Raw genomic sequence first — 18,071 nt, 5'->3', positions numbered from 1 at the left:
GTGCGGCTGGCACATCCGCATAGCCGGCGGTATCCAGCCTCACCCGCACGGCATCTCCGAAAGGTATTCGGCATGACGACACCCCCTCCGTCGTTGGTCTTCGGCAATATATCGAAATCATTTGGATCTACCCGAGCGCTGAAGCAGGTCTCATTCGAAATTCCCCACAACACCGTTCACGCACTCTGTGGAGGAAACGGATCGGGTAAATCGACCCTAATCAAGATTCTTGCCGGCGTCTACCAAGCCGACAGTGGGGTGATCGCCGTCGACGGCGACCGGCACGATGCTTCCAAAACGTCACCAGGATGGGCCACGCATGCAGGGCTGCACTTTGTGCATCAAGCAACTGGCACCTTCCCTGATCTGACGGTTGCAGAGAACTTCGCGATGGGATCCGCGTTCGGAGTTCGCGGGCTGCGGCCAATCCCCTGGACCGCGCTGAACCGGAAAGTTCGGTCCGTTCTCGACCGCTTTGAGATCGACGTGTCTCCGGGAGCTAGGATTGGAGAACTCTCCCCGGCGGCCCAAACGATGGTGGCAGTAGCTCGCGCACTACAAGATGAGGAATCGTCCGGACGAGGCGCGCTGATTCTCGATGAGCCTACGGCATCGCTTACAACGCGTGAAGTTGATGAGGTTCTCGATGCCATCCGCGGATACAGAATCCGCGGCCACACCGTAATATTCGTCACCCATCGCCTCGGCGAAATATTGGAGGTTGCCGACGGTGTGACTTTCTTGCGTGATGGTATTCATCAAGAGACCGTTCGTGCAAGAAATCTCACTGAACAATATCTTATCGAACGCATCACCGGCGAATCCTATTGCGGCCGTTCTGTCAAGGAAGCGGTCAGGGCCACCGAAGTCGGCTTGAGCCTGAGAAACTATTCGGTCGGGCCTGTGAAGAGAGCAAATATTAAGGTCGGAAAGGGGGAAATTGTCGGCATCTCAGGCCTTTTGGGATCTGGCAGATCCATGCTTCTTCGCTCTCTGTTCGGTATGGTCTCGATCACATCGGGCGTTGCAGAGTTCGGGGGGAAGCCGCTGGCGCCACGTAGCCCTCTGGAGGCGATCAGGCGCGGTGTCGTGTACATCCCTGAAGACCGTCCGGGAATGGCGAGCTTCCCGGAACTCACCGTGCGCGAGAACCTTTCTTGTTCGAACCTGGCACGGTACTGGTCAGGTATTTGTATGAAACGCGGTCGTGAGCGACGCGCCGTCGCAGCTGCTCTCGACATGTATGGCGTGGTTACCTCATCGACCGAAACCGCATTCTCCAATTTGTCTGGTGGAAATCAGCAGAAGGTCGTCCTCGCCCGCTGGATGGAACTCGGTCCTCAGCTCATGCTGCTGGATGAGCCGAGCCAAGGTGTCGACGTCGGTGCACGTCGGTCGATTCACGAGCGCATCATGGCCGCAGCCCGGGAAGGGGTGTCCGTCCTGGTGGTGAGTTCTGACCCGCAAGAATTGGCTGAATTGTGTGACCGCGTGGTCGGATTGCATAACGGTCAGGTCGTCGGCGAGGTATCGGGTGTGAACCTGACACCAGCACGATGCGCTGAACTTGCGCACGGCATCGTCGGATCGCAAGTGCATAGCCCCAGCTTCACATAGAAGGTATTGAAAATGACTATTTCCAGAGCATCGGACGCGGTGGGTCAGGATCGACAGCCGATACCGAATCGCAGATCTGTAAGAAGTGTTTCGAGAGGCGACCTGCTTCAACTTGGAGAACGTTTCGGCCTCGTACTGTTTCTCCTTTCGGTGATCGCGCTATTTTCCATTATGCATCCCGATACCTTTGCCACTGAGGCCAACTGGCGTGTTATCGTCAGTTCGCAAGCAGTGACCCTGGTGGTAGCGCTAGCCTTGATGATCCCGTTGCTGTCCAACAATTTTGACCTGTCGGTCGGCTCAGTTGCAGGTATGTCTGCGATGCTCGCAGCGGGTGTTATGGCACGCAACCACTGGTCGTTGTTGGTCGCCTGCTTCGTCGTCTTAGTGCTAGGAATGACAATTGGGCTATTCAACGGCCTATTGGTCACCAAACTCGGTCTCAACGGCCTGATCGCTACGCTCGGCACTTCGACGATTCTCGACGGTGCCCTCAGCTGGTATAGTAAGAATCTTAGTATCTCATACGGAATTTCCGACGGGTTAGTAGAATTCGGAACGAAAACAATCGCCGGACTGCCATGGCTGGCGGCGGTGGCTGTGATCATTGCGGCACTCGTTGCGTATGTTGTAACTCAGACTCCCGTCGGACGTAAACTGGTTGCGATCGGTTCCTCCAGTCCGGCTGCGCGACTCGTCGGAATCCGGGTAGATGCCATCGTTTTGGGATCGTATGTCATATCAGGGATACTGGGCGCCGGTGCTGGAATACTGCTATTGGCGCAGCAAGGTAGCGCTTCCCCGGGCGCGAACGGGATATCGTTCCTGTTGCCGGCCCTAGCGGCTGTATTTCTGGGTGCATCGACGTGGCGTCCAGGGCAATTCAAGGTTATGGGAACGATCCTTGGGTTGCTGTTGGTCGCGATCACGGTCAGCGGCTTCACTCTGTCTGGTGCGGCGTCGTGGGTCAATTCTGTTTGTTACGGTGCTGCTTTGATCGTAGCAGTGGGTGCCTCTGCATGGTTCCGGAGAAGGCGTACGGGTGCTTAGCTGTGCTTAACTCTCAGGCGGAAATTGTGGACGAATCGTGGCGGAGCACGTTCATGGATCCCGCTGTACGGCCGTGTAACTAAGGCCCACATGAGCACGAAATTGATCGCATCGAGGGTCGCAAGCGGTCCGGCGTCGACAATTTCGGTGGTGACGGCGCCCAGGCGCCGTCACCATGGCTTTGTAGCCGTAATGAGTAGAGCGTTCGGGGAGGATTGGTCGGTGTTTCCGGTTCGTGTTGCGAACCCTCACGAGTTTCCAGGCCGAAACAGGTGGGCGCTCAGTGTTGTGGGTCGTGAGGTTGGTGACGCTGGGCGGGGGTGTGAGGTGAGGGGCGGGTCTTTCGGCGGCAGGATGAGAAACGCCAATCCCTGCATCCACCAGCGAGAAAGACCCGCCATGCCTCACCGTAATGCCCCGCTGTGTACCGGCAGCACCCGGCAGCCTTGGTCGCACGCCAGATGCAGCTTGCTGGTCCACCCGCCCCGGGAACGCCCCAGGCCGTGATCGGCCGGCTCACACCGACCCGGACCGGCCGGTGGTTCGGCCTGCCCACCGCTGTCGCGGCGAGCACCGGCCGCATGGGGGTGAGCCCGGGCACCGGTCAGATCCGCTCGCCCCGCCACCGCTACGCTGGTCACGAGGTCTCCGGTTCGGTCTCCGGTTTTGCTGGTCGCTAAACCGAACTGCCGGAAACCTCACCTATATGCCAACGCGGACAACAGCTTCAGCCGAACAAGCCGACCGGATCACACCGCTACACGGTCCCACCCCATCACTCACTTCGAGGCAGAACCTGCCGGGACACCGTCATCGCCGAGGACGACTCGAGCGCGGCTCGCCACAACACCAAGTCGGTGAAACACGTCGTCCCGCCCGACCATTCCAAGGCGCCTGGCGCGCGGGCGTCGGTGTGCAGGTACAACCGCGTTAATTCCGCTGTCGCGGAGACATATTCGATCGCCGCGTCGAGGAGAGGTGTGGCCAGGCCGCGCACCAGCCCTTCGCGCCGGTCCGATAGGCGAGGACCAAGCGGGCGAGAAACGGGTGTATCGGCGCGACCGCCGCTCAGCTTCGCCATCAGTCCGCCGGCTCGGCGGGAGGTCTCAGGTGCGGTGTGCGTGGTTTCGGCCATGACGCAGGCCATGACTCGTCGCCTTGGGCGATGGTCGCGACGAGCGCGTTCGGTTCGGCTTCGCGGGGGACTCGGAGTTCGCAGATGGTTGCGCCGCGGCCGATGGGGCGGCTGAGTTCGACATCGACCCGGGCGGTGTGGTCGGGTTTGACGCCGTTCGGTGTCGATTATCGGGTCGAACTGTCGATGGCACATCGTCGGAGCGGTGAGTTGGCGCAGTTGGTCCACCAGAGGTGACCTCGCGTCCCCTTGGCTACCCGCCGGTCGGCGTGCGCGGGCCGATACCGGTGGGTACCATCATGCAGTTGGAGTCGAATTCCGCTGTAGTGGACCGCATTACGGAATGCGGACTGACTCGACGCCGGACGCTTTCAGCGAAGGAGTAGCACCAGGTGGATTCACTGCTGGGTTCGACTGGTCGCCCGATCAGTCCGCCACCGGCTGACGGCAACCATTATCCCGAGCCGATCCCAATCTATACCCCGGAATTCGCCGCCGACCCCCACCGTCACTATCGCGCCATGCGTGAGCGCTTCGGCTCACTGGTGCCGGTGGAGATCTGGCCTGGTGTGCCTGCGACCTTGGTCATCGCATACCGGACGGCTGTCCGGATCCTGAACGATCCGGCGCACTTCCCGTCCGACCCGAGGCCCTGGCAGCGCAACGTCGATACCAACATTCCGATCATGCCGATGATCGAGTGGCGGCCGAACGCACTGCGCAGCAACGGCGGAACGGTCGAGCACAGGCGTTATCGGGATGCCACCAACGACGCGCTCGGCGGTGTCGACAAGCTGGCGGTGCACTCCATCGTCGAGAAGATCGCGGTGCCGGCGATCAACGCGTTCTGCGAGGGCGGCCGGGCGGACTTGCTGTCGCAATACATTTCGCCGACCACGTTCTCGATTCTGAACGAGATCATTGGGTGTCCGCTCGACATCGGCGAGCAGGTTGCCGCGGCCAGCGCTGCCCTGTTCGAAGGCGTGGACACGGCCACCGTGGACGAGATGCTCGACAGTGCGCTGCTGGAACTGACTCACCTCAAGCGCCATACGCCCGGCGATGATATCGCGACGCGGTTGGTCAACCACCCGGCGCAGCTCACCGACCACGAGGTGGTCCATCAGCTGGTCACGATGTACAGCGCGGGACACGAACTCCCGCAGGACCTCATTGCCAACGCGATGCTGCTGATGATGACCGATCAGCGGTACATGGCCAGCAGGACGAACAATTCGCCGCTGTCGACGAAAACGGCGCTGGTGGAGATCCTGACTACGGACCCGCCGCTGGCCAACTACCTGTTGACCTACCCGGCGCAGCCGATCGAAGTCGATGGGGTGTGGCTGCCCGCGAATCAGCCGGTCATGGTTTCCATGGCTGCGTGCAGTAGCGATCCTGCGGCCGATACCGGTGACTATGCCGACAACTCGTGGCATCTCGGTTGGGGTACGGGTCCGCACACGTGTCCGGTGCATGCCCAGTCGCTGTCGATGATGGTGGCCACGGATGTGATCGACGTCTTCTTCGACGCGCTTCCCGATGCCAGGCCAGCGGTTCCGGTGAGTGAATTGGTATGGCGCCCAGGTCCTTTCCATCGTGCATTGGCGGCGTTTCCCATCGTCTTTCCGCCGAGCCCGCCCATGACGATTATGTGAGGTAACGCCTATGAGTTGAGCACCACCACGTTCTTTTCCCCATTCTCAGCCAGGCCGCCGTGCACATCGACGTGAACCGGGCGGGCGCGGCTACAGCTTTGACGCGAGTGAGTGTGCACCATGACCATCACAGACCGCCCTGCCGATTTCTCTACTCGGCTCAACACCGATGAATTCTCCGTTCCGCATGTCGCTGAACCTGGTTTCGACGAGGAGGTTCGGGATGATTTGCGGCAGTTGATTTTCGGAGATCACCTAGCTCTGCATCGTCGAGTTCGCGACGTGATCGCGTCGCTGCCCGACCAGCCACGTAGCGACATAACGGCGCTCGAGCAAGCCGAGCTCGCGCCGGCTCTGCTCAAGGGAGCGCTTGCCGGTCTCGGCGTCAGCGCTCGCGAGATCGCCGCCGATACACAGCTGCGAGGTGCGCTGTGCGACTGGGCCCAGATCACGGCGCCACGGTTGCTGCTCATCTTGACCGGGCATTTCGACCTGGCTATGGGTGCGATCAACCGCCATGGCAACGATTCGTCGTACCAACAGCAATGCCTGTCCGAGTTGGACGATGCCTCCGCAGTGGGGGTGCTGATGCTGACAGAACTCGGAGGCACCAACGGCGCGGACCAAAAAACCACGGCCGTCTATGATTCCGATTCTGATGGGTTCTGGATCACCACTCCGTCGATGGATGCGGCGAAATTCATGCCGAATGTCGCTTCGACGGCGGTGCCCAAGACCGTGGTGGTCACCGCCCGGCTGATCGTGGGCGGCAAGGACGAAGGCGTGCTGCCGTTCCTGATCCGCCTGCGGACCGAGGACGGCCTCGCCGACGGCGTGCAGGTCGTCACGCTCCCGGACAAGGCCGGGGCGCCGATGGATCACGCGATCATTCGATTCGACCGAGCTTGGGTTCCTCGCGATGCCCTCCTGGGAGGCGAGTGGGCGCGGATGGACGATCAGGGCCGTCTCCAGTGCGACCTGACACCACGCCAGCGGTTCCATCGCGCGATCGGCGTGCTCGACAACGGCCGCCTCGATTTGGCCAACGCGGCGATCGCCAGCGCTCGCGCCGCGCTCGTCGGCACGGCAAACTACGCAGCGCAGCGGCGGCCGTCGAGGACGTTGATGGCGGACCGTGATTCGGTCCAGCAGGACCTCGCGACCGGGTTGGCGGCGACGCTGGCTGTCGGCACGCTCGGGCGCGTGGTGAGGGATATGCGAAGCGTGCCGAGTACGGCCGGTGATGATGCGACGCATGTGTTGTGGCCGATGCTGGTCAAGCCGCTGCTCTCCGACACCGCCGCGCAAGTGCTGGCTACTTGCCGGCGCCGCGTTGCTGCGCAAGGTGCCCTGAGGAACAACCACATCGCCGACTGGATCTCCAATGTGGAAGCTATCGCGACAGCGGAAGGGGAGAACCGGATCATGGCAGCGACCGCGGGCAGGTCTGCGGTCGTTTCCACGCTGCAGCTCCCGGACACTCCAGAAGAGTTGCCGTGGTATGTCCGGATGTTGATCGATCGGGAGCTCCGTCTCGCTCGCGAGGTGGAAACCGGAATCCCGGACCCTGCGAGCACCTCGCGCGGACCCGAGTCGGGCGCGGTTGCCTTGGCTACCGCTACCGGTGAACGCCTCGCTGCCACCGCGTTGGTGATCGAGAGCCGAAAGGCGTCGGCTCATCTGGCGCGCGATGTGATTGCCAGCGCAGCCGCCGCGTACGCTCTGGAAAGGATTGCGGCGCATGCTTTGTGGTTCACTGCTGCCCCGCAGATCTCCGAAGTCGCCGCAGGGCTGCGCCAACATCAGCACGTCTTGCTCTCGAACCTGCCGCTGATCCTCGACAGTTTCGAAATCGAGCTACCGGGACCGATATTCGCTCCCAACTACATTCGAGCATGGCAGGAGTACACCGGCTGGCACGACGGAACCTTCCCGGCGCTGCCGGGACGTTGATCGAGGGCCTTCGGGACCGGCGCAGGACATCGCGATGGCTCTTTGCTGGCGCAAAGCATGGGGTGCGATGACTACCCGGTCCCGAGGCGCGCCATGTCCACCCGATCGGGCTGGACCGCCGGACAACGATCCCGCCATCATGGTCTCGGAGGGTGGGTAATCAGTCGGGTAAGGCGGAAGTACGCGGTTTCGGTGTGCTTCATCCTGATTCGGGCACGCACGACGATGCCGGTCAGGCCCATTCCGCCCACGGTGGCCCAGAACAGATCCGCGTCCGGCCCGTCGGATTCGATAGCGCAGGCGATATTCGAAGGCGGTGTGCGAAACGCGCTGTAGGAGTGCTGGTCTCCGCCGGGGTGGGCCTGTGCTGCCCCGGTTGCCGCGACCAGGAGTACTACCGGCGCCGCGGCCGCTGAGCCGCAATCGATTGGCGTGCAGCACACACGGCGATACGATCTGGAATAGGTTGGCCGACAACGGGAGTGCTCAGCTGGGTCCGTTCGGAGACAGTTACGACGATGCGCTCATGGCGAACTTCTGCGCCACGCTGAGGACGACTTCGTGTACCGGAACTCCTGGCGCACAAGGGAAGACGTCGAAGATCCTCTGTTCTCCTGCATTGATGGCTGGTACAACACGCAGCGTATCCGGGAGAAGCCGGATTGGCCGGGAACCTCACATAGGGTTCACTCGTGTCGTAAAGCAAGCGCCCCTTTGTGTTTCAACGTGCCGCTGCCATGGTTGCCGGGTCGGTGAGGTGGTCGGCGAAGCCGGGGGCGAGGTCCGTCCACCCCATTTGTTTGCGGACCTTGGCCAGGATCTTCTTGTAGGACTTGGCGTCGACGTATCCGGCATGGCGGGCCGAACTGACCATGTGCAGGCCGCCGGCGAGATCCGGGTGATCGGTAGCGATGAGCCGGTCGAACTGAGCGGCGACCGCTGGCCGTGTGGTCTGGTCGCGCAGGTATTGAGCGACTATGTTCGAGATGTTGTCGAACAGGGTGTATGCGCTGGAATTGACTTCGAGGTATCCCAGGGTGAACAGGTTGTGGTATTGGCGGTTGAAGGCGGTCAGGTACTGCGCGGGCCGGTCCCCGTTCCATTTGAATAGATCGGGATCGACGTATGGAATACGCATTTCGTACCCTGTCGCGTAGATAATCAGGTCGATGCGTTCGTGAGATCCATCGGTGAATACGACCTCGTGACCGTCGAAGCGAGCAATGTCGGGTTTCACGGCGATGTCGGCGTGCTGGAGATGATGCAGCAACTGGCTGTTGAGCAGCGGGTGCGTTTCGAACAGCTTATGGTCGGGCCTGGGCAGACCCCAGCGGGTGACGTCACCGACGATCAGGCGCAGCAGGGCGCTGACCACGGGCCGCTCGATCCAACGAGGCACAGAGACACTACCTTCGTCGAATTGGTCGGCGGGTATACCGAAGATGTGCTTGGGCACGATGTGATATCCGCGCCGGACGCTGATGAAGGCCGCATCGGCGGCTTGGGCTGCATCACAGGCGATGTCGGCGCCCGAGTTGCCCAGGCCGACGACGAGGACGCGCTTGCCGGCGAAGTCGCCGGCGCGGCGGTGGGTAATGGCGTGACGGATTTCGCCATCGAAATGTCCAGGATGCTGTGGCATTCGGGGATGCCAGTTGGTGCCGGTCGCGCAAATCACCCCACAGTATCGGCGTTGGACACCGCCCGAGGCGGACACCAGCCAGTTATCACCGTCGGGAACGACTGACGAAACCGGAGTGCTGAATTCGATGTTCTCGCGCAGCTGGAACGTCTTGGCGAAATCGCGCGTGTATTCCAGGATCTGCCTTCGGCTGGGGTAATCGCCGAAGGTTTTGGGCATGGGGAAGTCGTAGAAGCCGGACACATCGCGTGACGAGATGAAGTGCGCTGATTCGTACATCGGAGTGCCTGGATTGTCGATGTCCCAGAGACCACCGACGTCACTGTGACGTTCGAAATGGTCGTAGTCGATTCCGTAGTGACGCAGCATGCGAGCGGCGCTCAAGCCTGCGGGCCCGGCTCCGATGATCGCCACAGCGGAGTCGCGGCCGACGATCTCGCGCTCCGGGTGTACAGGGGACTCGGTGCTGGGCCGGGCGTGGCCTTCGGTTTTCGGGGATGTGGTCATGGGAACCTCCATAGGATCGGCTGTGGGGGAGTGGGTAGCGGGTGCCGCACTGCGTGGCCGGCTACTGATGTGTGGTTCGGGAGAGGTAGCGCTTGCGCCCCTTCTCGCCGATTCGGTTGGCGAAGGGCAGCAGCAGGGGGACGAGGCGGGGAGCGAACTGCAAGAACTTTGCGGTCAGCCCGTCGGAGACTGGAAGATGGATCTCGACACGTCCGGTGCGGATAGCCTTGTCGACCGCGTCGGCGACATCGGACACCGACGAGACGGTGCCCACGAAATTGAGCAGGCTTCCGCCGTGCACAGCTTCGTGCCGCAGCATCGGCGTGTCGACCGCGCTCGGATACACGCCACTGATGCTGACTCCGGTACCGCGCATTTCCAGGTGGAAGGCCGCCAGGAATGCGCGCAGGCCGGCTTTGGCAGTGGAATAGGTTGCCGAGCCGGGCAGCGCGAGCACGGCTCCCTGTGACACCGTCGCCACGATCTGCCCGCCACCGCTGGCGGCCAAAGCGGCAGCGGCAGATCGAGCGAGCTTGATCGTGGCGACGAGCATGATCTGCAATTGCAGGTCGATCTGCTCGGGTGTGGTGTCCAGGACGTCGCCTGGAACGATGATGCCCGCGTTGAGGAAACAGATCTCGAGATCGGTCCCCCACTCCTTTTCGATGCGCTCACACAGGCCTGCGACCGCATCGGCATCGGCGAGGTCGCAGGCGACAGGTTCGGCGCCGGAGCCGATCTTCTCGACTGCGCGTGCCGCCAAGTCGTCGGTGCGTTCGGCGGCCAGCACTCGGTAACCACGCTTGGCGAACCGTTGGGCCACCTCCAGGCCGATCCCTCCGGCCGCGCCGGTGACCAATGCGTACTTATCAGATGCCATCGGCACTCCCCTTCTCGCATTATTGAGTCGGTTGAACAGGTCAGTTGACCAAGTTTCTCTGAGGGTAGCCGCTTGCGCCCCGCCTTCGCTACGGATTCGTGTTACAAACTGATCAACTGACCAACTCGGCGGATCTCTTACGAAGTCAGTCGAACGTGGTGGGAAACCTGCGATGAGCGCGCGTGTGGGCCCGCCGGTCGATCGCGGCGGTGTGTCGATAGACGGGCGCCGGAGGTGACTGGGGCAATTGACCGAGTAAGGTGGCGGCCAGATGGTGGGCACAGAGCGGCGCTGGGTGGCGGAGGGATGTGCGGTGGGGCGATTGAAAGTGGACGAGCGGCGGCGGATGCTCGTGGACGCGGCATTCGAGGTGATGGTCAGCAAGGGCGTCGCTGCGGCGACGACGCGTGCGATATGCGCGCAAGCGGGGATGCCGCAAAGCGCATTTCATTACGCGTTCAGGTCGAAAGAAGAACTGCGGCAGGAGCTGGCCGAGGCGGTGGTGAGCGCGCAGACCAGCACGCTGGCGGATGTGAGCGTCGCTACCGAGTCCTTGCGGACAGCACTGCTGGCCGCGATGGAGCGGTTGCTTGCCGCAGGAATAGCCGACCCTGGGCGTCAAACCGTCTTGTACGAACTTACCTTGCTCGATCTCCGGACCGGTGACAATCCTGGCCGGTTCGGAGCTTGGCAGTACCGTCTCTACACCGATCGCGCCGCTCGGCTCCTCGATGGGGTAGCCGAGCGTTTCAATGTGCACTGGCGGGTACCAGTTGATGTACTGGCGCGAATGGTGGCCATCACCGTCGACGGTACGATGCTTGCCTGGCTTGCGGACAGAGACACCGACTTGGCAGCCGAATCGCTGCGTGCGCTAGCAGAGGCAATCCTGGCACTCGCCGTCGACAATGCGGTGGCGGGTGTCGACGAGGAATCTGAGGTGATCCGGACACGTGGGCCGGCGTGACTCGGCAGTTTACGGCGATCGGTTCAAGACCGACCTCTACGACCCTCACGACCGACGCGAGTCGTTCGAACTGCTAGCCGACAATCTCGGTGCGCGCAGCCGAACTCGGTAGCAGAGGTTCGTAGACGCTGGCCGGAGCGCGGGGGCAGTACCCGTTGTGCCCTGGCGGCTGTCCGTGGGCTCGTACTCGGTGCCCGATGCGGTGAATCTGTGATGTTGTAGTCGAATAATCGCTGGTAGAGGTATTCGCCCGTGTAAGATTGCGTCCTGCTTGGTCGAAATGAATAGTGCCGCGGCTGGAGCCGGTGGGTCCTTCGGCCTTCCGTGTTCATGCGTAGCCCGGTTGTGTAGTGGCAGTACGGCGGCGCATTTCGAGTGGTCCGATGGCCGTCCGCGGTAGCCGACGAATGGATATTTCGCTGACGAGGGAAGGCTCGCATGCAGATTCCGGCCGCGCGAATCCTGTTCACCGACGATGATCGAGACGAAATCGCCCGTCGTGTCACCACCGCGCTGAGCACCGGTGCACTGACTCTCGGGCCCAACACGCGAGAGTTCGAATCCGATTTCGCCGCCGCCCACGACGCGCCCTACGCGGTCGCCGTGAGCAGCGGAACCGCCGCGCTGGAGATAATTCTGCGCAGCATCGGCGTTGCCGGACGTGATGTGGTCGTGCCGGCGAACACCTTCGCCGCCACCGGATTCTCGGTGCTGCGCGCGGGTGGCAACCCCGTCTTCGCCGACATCGACAGGGACACCTTCGCGCTGTCGCCCGCGACCGTGGAAGCCGCGCTGGGACCCGACACCGCGGCCGTTGTGCTCGTCCATATCGGCGGATTGATCACGCCCGCCGCGCCGGCCCTGCGGGAACTGTGCGACGAGCGTGGCATCGCGCTCGTCGAGGACGCGGCGCATGCCCACGGCTGCAGCTACGCCGGGCGGTTCGCCGGCTCCTTCGGCGTCGCGGGTGCGTTCTCGTTCTACCCGACGAAGGTGCTGACCAGCGGCGAGGGCGGGATGATCGTGACCGCCGACGAGCGTATCCGCGACGAAGCCCTGATTTACCGAGACCAGGGTAAGGCCGGCTTCCTCGGAAACGTGCACATCCGCGAGGGGTATGCCTGGCGGATGAGCGAACTGCATGCTGCGGTCGGCCTGGTTCATCTGCGTCACCTTCCCGAATTTCTGCGGGTGCGCCAGGCCGCGGCGCACCGCTACGACGCGGCGATCGACGCGATGGACGGATTCGAGCGGCTCGCCATCGCTCCCGAGGGGCGCAGCAACTATTACAAGTACATCGTGTTGCCCACCGACGACATCGACCGGGCGCAGTTCAAGAAGGCGATCAAGGAACGGTTCGAGGTCGCGCTGACCGGTGAGGTGTACGAGGCGCCACTGCATCGGCAACCGGTGTTCGAGCGCTTCGGCCGGCGCCGGCTCGAGGTCGCCGACGACATCTGCGCCCGGCACATCTGTCTCCCGCTGCATTCGGACATGTCCGATGCCGAGGTCGATCACGTGCTGGCGGCGCTTCGCGAGGTCCGAGACACACTGATGGGAGGCTGAACAAGACATGCGGATCGGAGTGACAGGCGGCTCCGGCTTCATCGGAGCCCACGTGATTCGCCGGCTCGCCGAGGCCGGATACACCGTGTACGCCCTGGATACGGTAGCCCCATCGAGGCCCGACCCTCGCGCGCGATTCCGCCGGCTGGACGTGCTCGACTCGACTGCGGTCGTCGACGCCTCGGCGGATCTCGAGGTGATCTTCCATTTGGCAGGTATGTCGAATGTCGATGTCGCCCATCAGGATCCGCTGCGGACGGTGCGATTGAACGTGGACGGCACCGCCAATGTTCTGGACGCGGCCCGTGTCCACGGCCTGCGCCGAGTGGTATTCGCCAGCACCGTGTGGGTCTACGGGGCCGCCTTCGATGTCTCGGACGGGACGCGGGCGCTGACGGAGGCGGCGCCGATGGCGTTGGCCAAGGCCGGCCACATCTATACCTCGACCAAGATCGCCGCGGAGCTTCTGATCCACAGCTATGCCGAGACCTATGAGGTGCCGTTCACGATCCTGCGCTACGGCGTGCCGTATGGGCCCGGCATGAGAGACGAACTCGTATTGGCCCGATTCGTCCGCAAAGCCATCGCGGGTGAGCCGTTGACTGTCGCCGGAGACGGCAAACAGTTCCGCAATTACGTTTTCGTCGAGGACCTCGCCGACGCGCATGCACGGGTGCTCGATGAGGCCGCGGAGAACCAGGTGATCGCGCTCGAGGGCAGCGAGCGCGTGAGTGTGCTCGATATGGCGGAGGCGGTACAGGCGCGCTTTCCCGGTACCCCCATCGAGCATGTTCCGGCGCGGCCCGGTGATTTCCGGGGCATCGATGTTTCGAACGCCCTGGCCGAGAAGCTGATCGGATGGCGACCCACGACCTCGTTCCAGGACGGCGTCCGGCGATACGTCGAGTGGTATCTGGCGCAGCATCCGGACACGGCCGCGGTCCGCGGAAACGGGTAGTCATGGCGACTCCCTCCGCGCTGCTGCTGTCCGGCTCGCTCGGTATGGGACACGATGTGATGGCCGACGCGTGCGCGGTGTCGCTGCGTCGGCGCGGCTGGACGACCGACACCGTCGACAGCATGCGCCTGATGGGCAACCGTCGAGGTGGGCTCGGCGAAGGGGTGTTTCGCGGCATGCTCGCCGTGCCCGGCCTGTACGACGCCTTCCACTTCGGGCACCTGCGCTCCGGAGGTCGCCTTGCCCGGTTCATCGACGCGGCATCCTGCCGTTACCTGGTTCCCGCTCTGAACGCCCGGCTGCGCGACCGGCCGGTGCAGTTGCTGGTGTCGGTGTTCGCTACCGGCGCCGCCGCGGCCAGCCGGATCAAGGATCGTCACCCCGATGTGGTGAACGCGGTGTTCTGTACTGACGCCTGCCCACATCGGCTGTGGGTGCACCGCAACACCGATCTCTACCTGGTCACCTCGGAGCCGGCCGCCCGCTACATCCGGCGCTTCGAACCGGACGCGGAGATCGCGGTGGTACCGGCGCCGGTGCGCCCGCAGTTCTATCAGGCGCCGCCGCAGGCCGTGGCGCGGAACGCGCTGGGCGTGCCTCAGGACGTGAAATGCGTGTTGCTCATGTCGGGGGCGTGGGGTGTCGGTCCGCTGGCCGAGGCAGCCGACCTGATCGCACGCGCAGGCGTTCACGTGCTCGTGGTCGCGGGCCGCAATCAGGGACTGGAAGCCCGGCTGCGGTCGATGGCCGCCGGAACGCAGCGGATTGTCCCCTTCGGTTTCACCGAGGAGATCCCCGTGCTGATGTCTGCCGCCGACCTCGTCATCACCTCGTCGGGGGACACCTGCACCGAGGCCAGAGTGATCGGCCGCGAGTTGCTACTGCTCGACGTCGTACCCGGACACGGCAGAGAGAACCTCCATCAGGAGCTCGTACGTGGCGGTGCGGCGGTGACATCCGCGCAGCCGGATGCGATCCGGCGTTCCGTTCTGGCTTGTCTGGAGCGGGTCGAACCACCGTCGACTCGGGTTGCCGTCGAGCCCGAGGCATGGGAGGAGGCGTTCGGCGCCACGCTGGACCGGGTCGGGCTGGGGGGCTGGGCGGCGCCGGCGCCGTGAACCAGTCCCTGACCCACGGATTGCCGGCGGTGATCGTAGCCGCGGCGCTGTACGGCTGTGCGCCGGCGGTCCAGGCCACGGCGGCGCGGCGGACCGCTCACGGCGGCGGCCTGGGACTGTTGTTGCTGGCGCGGCTCGCCGTGCGGCCGCTGTGGCTGTTCGGATTGGGTTGCGAGATAGGCGGTTTCGCGGCCGAGGCATACGCGTTCTCGGTGGCGCCGGCGACTCTGGTCGCGCCATTGCTGACCCTGGACATGGTGTTTCTCGTTGTGCTTGCCCGGCGCGGACTCGGTGAGCGGTTGGCGGCCGTGGGGCGATCCGGGATCGCCGCGATGATGCTCGGCACCGGCCTGATGGCGTATGCGTTCAACGACGAATCGGCACTCGGTTCGCCCGCGTCGAACGTACAGATGCTCCTGTTCGTCGTTGTCGGCGCAGTGGCCGCCGGGGCTGGGGCGGTTGTCGGCGACCTGGGGACGAGAACCCCACGACCATGGGTCACGGCGCTCGGTTTCGGTACCGCGGCCGGAATCGCCTACGGCATCGCCACGGTCGCGACACGCCAGGTCGGACTCACCTTCGACGTACACCGCCCGTGGACGATGCTCACCACCCCGACGCCCTACGTGCTCGCGGTGTGCTCGGTGCTCGCGATCAGCCTGCTGCAGCGCGGTCTGCAAGCGGGCGCGGCGGTCCTCACCTTTCCGGTCACCAGCTTTCTGTCCTCGTTCGTTCCCGTCGTGCTCGGGGTCACCGTGCTCGGCGACGAGGTCCCCGGCGGTGGCGCGGGTGCCGCCTTCGTACTCGCGTTGCTGGCGGTCGCTGTCGGCGTGACATGTCTCGGTCGCGATCGCGCGTCGGCCGAGCGCAGGATCGAGGCACAGACCGACTCGACCCCGAGGAGGGTAGGGTGACCTGGCTGGTGACCGGTGGTGGCGGTTATATCGGATCGCATGTGGTGCGAGCGCTACGCGCGACCGGCCGGTCCGTGGTCGTACTCGACGATTTCTCCACCGGTCGCCGCGCCGCGATACCGGATGATGTCGTTACGGTCGCAGCGTCGGTCACCGACTTCGCGGCCGTGACCGCCGCTCTGCGCGACCACGAAATCACCGGAGTCGCCCACCTCGCCGGCCGGAAATCGGCAGTGGACTCGGTGACCCACCCGCTCGAGTACTACGAGCAGAACACCGGCGGTACCCGCACCTTGCTCGCCGCGATGGGCGCTGCCGGCGTCGAACATCTTGTATTCTCCTCCAGCGCAGCGATATACGGCTCGCAGGTCGGGAACGGATCGGTATGCGAACAGACGCCGCCGCGGCCGATAAACCCGTATGGGCGCAGCAAGCTCGCATGCGAGTGGATCGTCGCCGACGCCGCGGCGGCGTGCGGCGCGCTGAGTTCGACGGTATTGCGCTATTTCAACGTCGCGGGGGCGGGGGGCCCAGGGCTGGGTGATCGAAACGCGACCGGCTTGATACCCAATGTCCTGCAAGCGATTTCGACTGGCCGTCCCCCGGTCGTCTTCGGTGCGGACTATCCGACGCCGGACGGCTCCTGCGTCCGCGACTTCGTGCACGTGCTCGATGTCGCGAACGCGCACGTCAGCGCTGCCGAACGGCTCGAGTGCGGTCAGACGGGCAACTCGGTGTACAACGTCGGCACCGGGCGCGGGTACTCGGTACTCGAAATTCTCGATGCCGCCCACGCGGTAACCGGCGAGCGGCTCCAGTACGAGGTCGGCGACCGACGGCCGGGCGATCCGCCCCGCGTGATCGCCGATATCGCAAGAATCGGCCGGGAACTGGGGTGGCACGCGCGGCTGGGACTGGCGGACATGCTGTGCAGCGAATGGGAAGCGCGGGATGCTGGACGACGCGGGCGAACGAGCGCATGAAATCCGCTGTCGCGCAGGCAACGATCGCCGGTACCGGTGCGGTGATGCTGAACGCCCTCCCATCGGTCACGGCGATCTCCACGGTTCGCGAGCACCTGACCCCTCGCCTGTCCGGATACGTGGACACCGGCACGGTCGCATTGACCTTCGACGACGGCCCGGATCCGGCGTCGACACCGGCCGTCCTGGACGCGCTGGCCGCCGCTCGCGTGCACGCGACGTTCTTCCTGCTCGGGTCGATGCTCGAGCGGGCGCCTGAGCTCGGCGCTCGGATCGTCGAGGAAGGTCACGAGGTAGCGCTGCACGGCTGGAGCCACCGCTGCCTGCTCGCGCGCTCGCCGGTATCGACGTACCGTGACATTGCGCGCGCGTACGGCCTGATCGCGGAGACGACCGGTTCCAGGCCGCGGCACTACCGACCGCCCTACGGGATACTCTCGGCCGCGGCGCTGGCCACGGCCCGACGGCTGGAACTGGTGCCGGTGCTGTGGACCGCGTGCGGGAAGGACTGGACGCGGACCGCCACGCCGGACACGGTGGCGGGCCGCGTAGTCCGCGAGCTCCGTCCCGGTGGCACCATCCTCCTGCACGACTCCGACTGCACATCGGCATCCGGGTCGTGGCGCGCTACCGTCGGTGCGATTCCGCGAATCGTGGCCGAATGCGGCGAGCGTGGCCTGCTCCTCGGCTCTTTGGCGGAGCGGATGGAAAACCGGCCTCGGTGACCTGTTCCACGATTGCGGCCGGGGCTCCCCCGGAGACGGGCTCGCGCACGTGGTGTGCGTTGCAGCCTGGTCGTCTGGCGAGCCGTTGGACGGGTTCACGGCGCTGAATATCGCGTCCGGACAACCGATCAGTGATTGTCGGCGTCGAGGTCGGTGCTCACTCGCCGCCTGAAACCACTACAACCCGCGAGTCAATCAAATCCGGGGCAGTCCCCGTCGTCGGCGAGCAGGTCGATGAGGCGTCTCTCCTTCTTGTCCAGTTCTTTCAGTTGCCGGTTCAGTTTCGCCTGCATCTCGCGAGTCGAGGACTGTTCGTCGGCCACGGCTGCTTCCAGCGACGTTCGGATGCCCCAGGCGGGCGGCACGGCGGAGGTAGAAGTTCGACCCTGTCGGCTCAT

General features: G+C 64.1%; 15 protein-coding genes. 11 read left to right on the top strand and 4 right to left on the bottom strand.

Annotated features, from left to right (window positions below; genetic code table 11):
- The first annotated feature begins 72 nt into the window (after window positions 1–72).
- Both C5E41_RS21310 and C5E41_RS21305 read left to right on the top strand, forming a co-directional pair.
- Entirely contained in the window at window positions 73–1,617 is a 1,545-nt protein-coding gene (locus C5E41_RS21310; protein WP_181063348.1) for a sugar ABC transporter ATP-binding protein, read from the top strand.
- Between the two features lie 12 nt (window positions 1,618–1,629).
- Entirely contained in the window at window positions 1,630–2,667 is a 1,038-nt protein-coding gene (locus C5E41_RS21305) for an ABC transporter permease (RefSeq protein WP_104377553.1), read from the top strand.
- 404 nt (window positions 2,668–3,071) lie between these two features.
- Here the strand turns inward: C5E41_RS21305 and C5E41_RS36285 are convergent, their stop codons facing one another.
- The gene (locus C5E41_RS36285; protein WP_439956454.1) at window positions 3,072–3,308 is read right to left on the bottom strand and encodes a hypothetical protein; all 237 of its coding nucleotides are present in this window, start codon (window positions 3,306–3,308) and stop codon (window positions 3,072–3,074) included.
- A gap of 886 nt (window positions 3,309–4,194) precedes the next feature.
- Here C5E41_RS36285 and C5E41_RS21285 point away from each other — a divergent pair.
- Both C5E41_RS21285 and C5E41_RS21280 read left to right on the top strand, forming a co-directional pair.
- On the top strand, window positions 4,195–5,460 hold the full coding sequence (locus tag C5E41_RS21285) for a cytochrome P450 (protein WP_258081142.1): 1,266 nt from the start codon (window positions 4,195–4,197) through the stop codon (window positions 5,458–5,460).
- A gap of 120 nt (window positions 5,461–5,580) precedes the next feature.
- On the top strand, window positions 5,581–7,413 hold the full coding sequence (locus C5E41_RS21280; protein ID WP_104377551.1) for an acyl-CoA dehydrogenase family protein: 1,833 nt from the start codon (window positions 5,581–5,583) through the stop codon (window positions 7,411–7,413).
- Between the two features lie 721 nt (window positions 7,414–8,134).
- Here the strand turns inward: C5E41_RS21280 and C5E41_RS21270 are convergent.
- Window positions 8,135–9,562 (bottom strand): flavin-containing monooxygenase, encoded by a 1,428-nt coding sequence (locus C5E41_RS21270; protein WP_104377582.1) that lies wholly within the window; start codon window positions 9,560–9,562, stop codon window positions 8,135–8,137.
- Window positions 9,563–9,623: 61 nt separating this feature from the next.
- Entirely contained in the window at window positions 9,624–10,442 is an 819-nt protein-coding gene (locus C5E41_RS21265) for an SDR family NAD(P)-dependent oxidoreductase (RefSeq protein WP_104377549.1), read from the bottom strand.
- Between the two features lie 271 nt (window positions 10,443–10,713).
- Between C5E41_RS21265 and C5E41_RS21260 the strand changes: the two genes are divergently transcribed.
- From C5E41_RS21260 to C5E41_RS21230, 7 genes are all read left to right on the top strand, one after another.
- Window positions 10,714–11,409, top strand: a complete 696-nt coding sequence (locus C5E41_RS21260; protein ID WP_104377548.1) for a TetR/AcrR family transcriptional regulator — start codon at window positions 10,714–10,716, stop codon at window positions 11,407–11,409.
- A 438-nt stretch (window positions 11,410–11,847) separates the two neighbouring features.
- Window positions 11,848–12,975 (top strand): DegT/DnrJ/EryC1/StrS family aminotransferase, encoded by a 1,128-nt coding sequence (locus C5E41_RS21255; RefSeq protein ID WP_104377547.1) that lies wholly within the window; start codon window positions 11,848–11,850, stop codon window positions 12,973–12,975.
- A gap of 19 nt (window positions 12,976–12,994) precedes the next feature.
- Window positions 12,995–13,933 (top strand): NAD-dependent epimerase/dehydratase family protein, encoded by a 939-nt coding sequence (locus tag C5E41_RS21250; protein ID WP_219823218.1) that lies wholly within the window; start codon window positions 12,995–12,997, stop codon window positions 13,931–13,933.
- Window positions 13,934–13,935: 2 nt separating this feature from the next.
- The gene (locus C5E41_RS21245) at window positions 13,936–15,051 is read left to right on the top strand and encodes an MGDG synthase family glycosyltransferase (protein WP_104377545.1); all 1,116 of its coding nucleotides are present in this window, start codon (window positions 13,936–13,938) and stop codon (window positions 15,049–15,051) included.
- Entirely contained in the window at window positions 15,048–15,965 is a 918-nt protein-coding gene (locus C5E41_RS21240) for a DMT family transporter (protein ID WP_104377544.1), read from the top strand. Before C5E41_RS21245 ends, C5E41_RS21240 begins: the two co-directional genes overlap by 4 nt.
- A complete protein-coding gene (galE, locus tag C5E41_RS21235) occupies window positions 15,962–16,948 on the top strand; it encodes a UDP-glucose 4-epimerase GalE (RefSeq protein ID WP_104377543.1) in 987 nt (328 codons plus the stop codon). Before C5E41_RS21240 ends, galE begins: the two co-directional genes overlap by 4 nt.
- Window positions 16,945–17,673, top strand: a complete 729-nt coding sequence (locus tag C5E41_RS21230) for a polysaccharide deacetylase family protein (protein ID WP_219823217.1) — start codon at window positions 16,945–16,947, stop codon at window positions 17,671–17,673. Before galE ends, C5E41_RS21230 begins: the two co-directional genes overlap by 4 nt.
- Before the next feature lie 191 nt (window positions 17,674–17,864).
- On the opposite strand, the gene C5E41_RS35260 is transcribed toward C5E41_RS21230, so the two are convergent.
- Window positions 17,865–17,996: a hypothetical protein gene (locus C5E41_RS35260; RefSeq protein WP_258081141.1), complete on the bottom strand. Its 132-nt coding sequence runs from the start codon at window positions 17,994–17,996 to the stop codon at window positions 17,865–17,867.
- Between the last annotated feature and the right edge of the window lie 75 nt (window positions 17,997–18,071).

The sequence above is a fragment of the Nocardia nova genome (assembly GCF_002933465.1).
Lineage (GTDB): Bacteria > Actinomycetota > Actinomycetes > Mycobacteriales > Mycobacteriaceae > Nocardia > Nocardia nova_B.
The sequence above is the reverse complement of the archived record's forward strand: the minus strand, read 5'-3'. Positions and strand labels throughout refer to the sequence as shown.

What these genes read in the sequence shown, in the direction of transcription:
- C5E41_RS21255 (WP_104377547.1), top strand. Translation starts at nt 11,848, where the DNA reads ATGCAGATTCCGGCCGCGCGAATCCTGTTCACCGACGATGATCGAGAC.
- C5E41_RS21280 (WP_104377551.1), top strand. Translation starts at nt 5,581, where the DNA reads ATGACCATCACAGACCGCCCTGCCGATTTCTCTACTCGGCTCAACACC.
- C5E41_RS21305 (WP_104377553.1), top strand. Translation starts at nt 1,630, where the DNA reads ATGACTATTTCCAGAGCATCGGACGCGGTGGGTCAGGATCGACAGCCG.
- C5E41_RS21260 (WP_104377548.1), top strand. Translation starts at nt 10,714, where the DNA reads ATGGTGGGCACAGAGCGGCGCTGGGTGGCGGAGGGATGTGCGGTGGGG.
- C5E41_RS21310 (WP_181063348.1), top strand. Translation starts at nt 73, where the DNA reads ATGACGACACCCCCTCCGTCGTTGGTCTTCGGCAATATATCGAAATCA.
- C5E41_RS21265 (WP_104377549.1), bottom strand. Translation starts at nt 10,442, where the DNA reads ATGGCATCTGATAAGTACGCATTGGTCACCGGCGCGGCCGGAGGGATC.
- C5E41_RS21230 (WP_219823217.1), top strand. Translation starts at nt 16,945, where the DNA reads ATGAAATCCGCTGTCGCGCAGGCAACGATCGCCGGTACCGGTGCGGTG.
- C5E41_RS21245 (WP_104377545.1), top strand. Translation starts at nt 13,936, where the DNA reads ATGGCGACTCCCTCCGCGCTGCTGCTGTCCGGCTCGCTCGGTATGGGA.
- C5E41_RS21270 (WP_104377582.1), bottom strand. Translation starts at nt 9,562, where the DNA reads ATGACCACATCCCCGAAAACCGAAGGCCACGCCCGGCCCAGCACCGAG.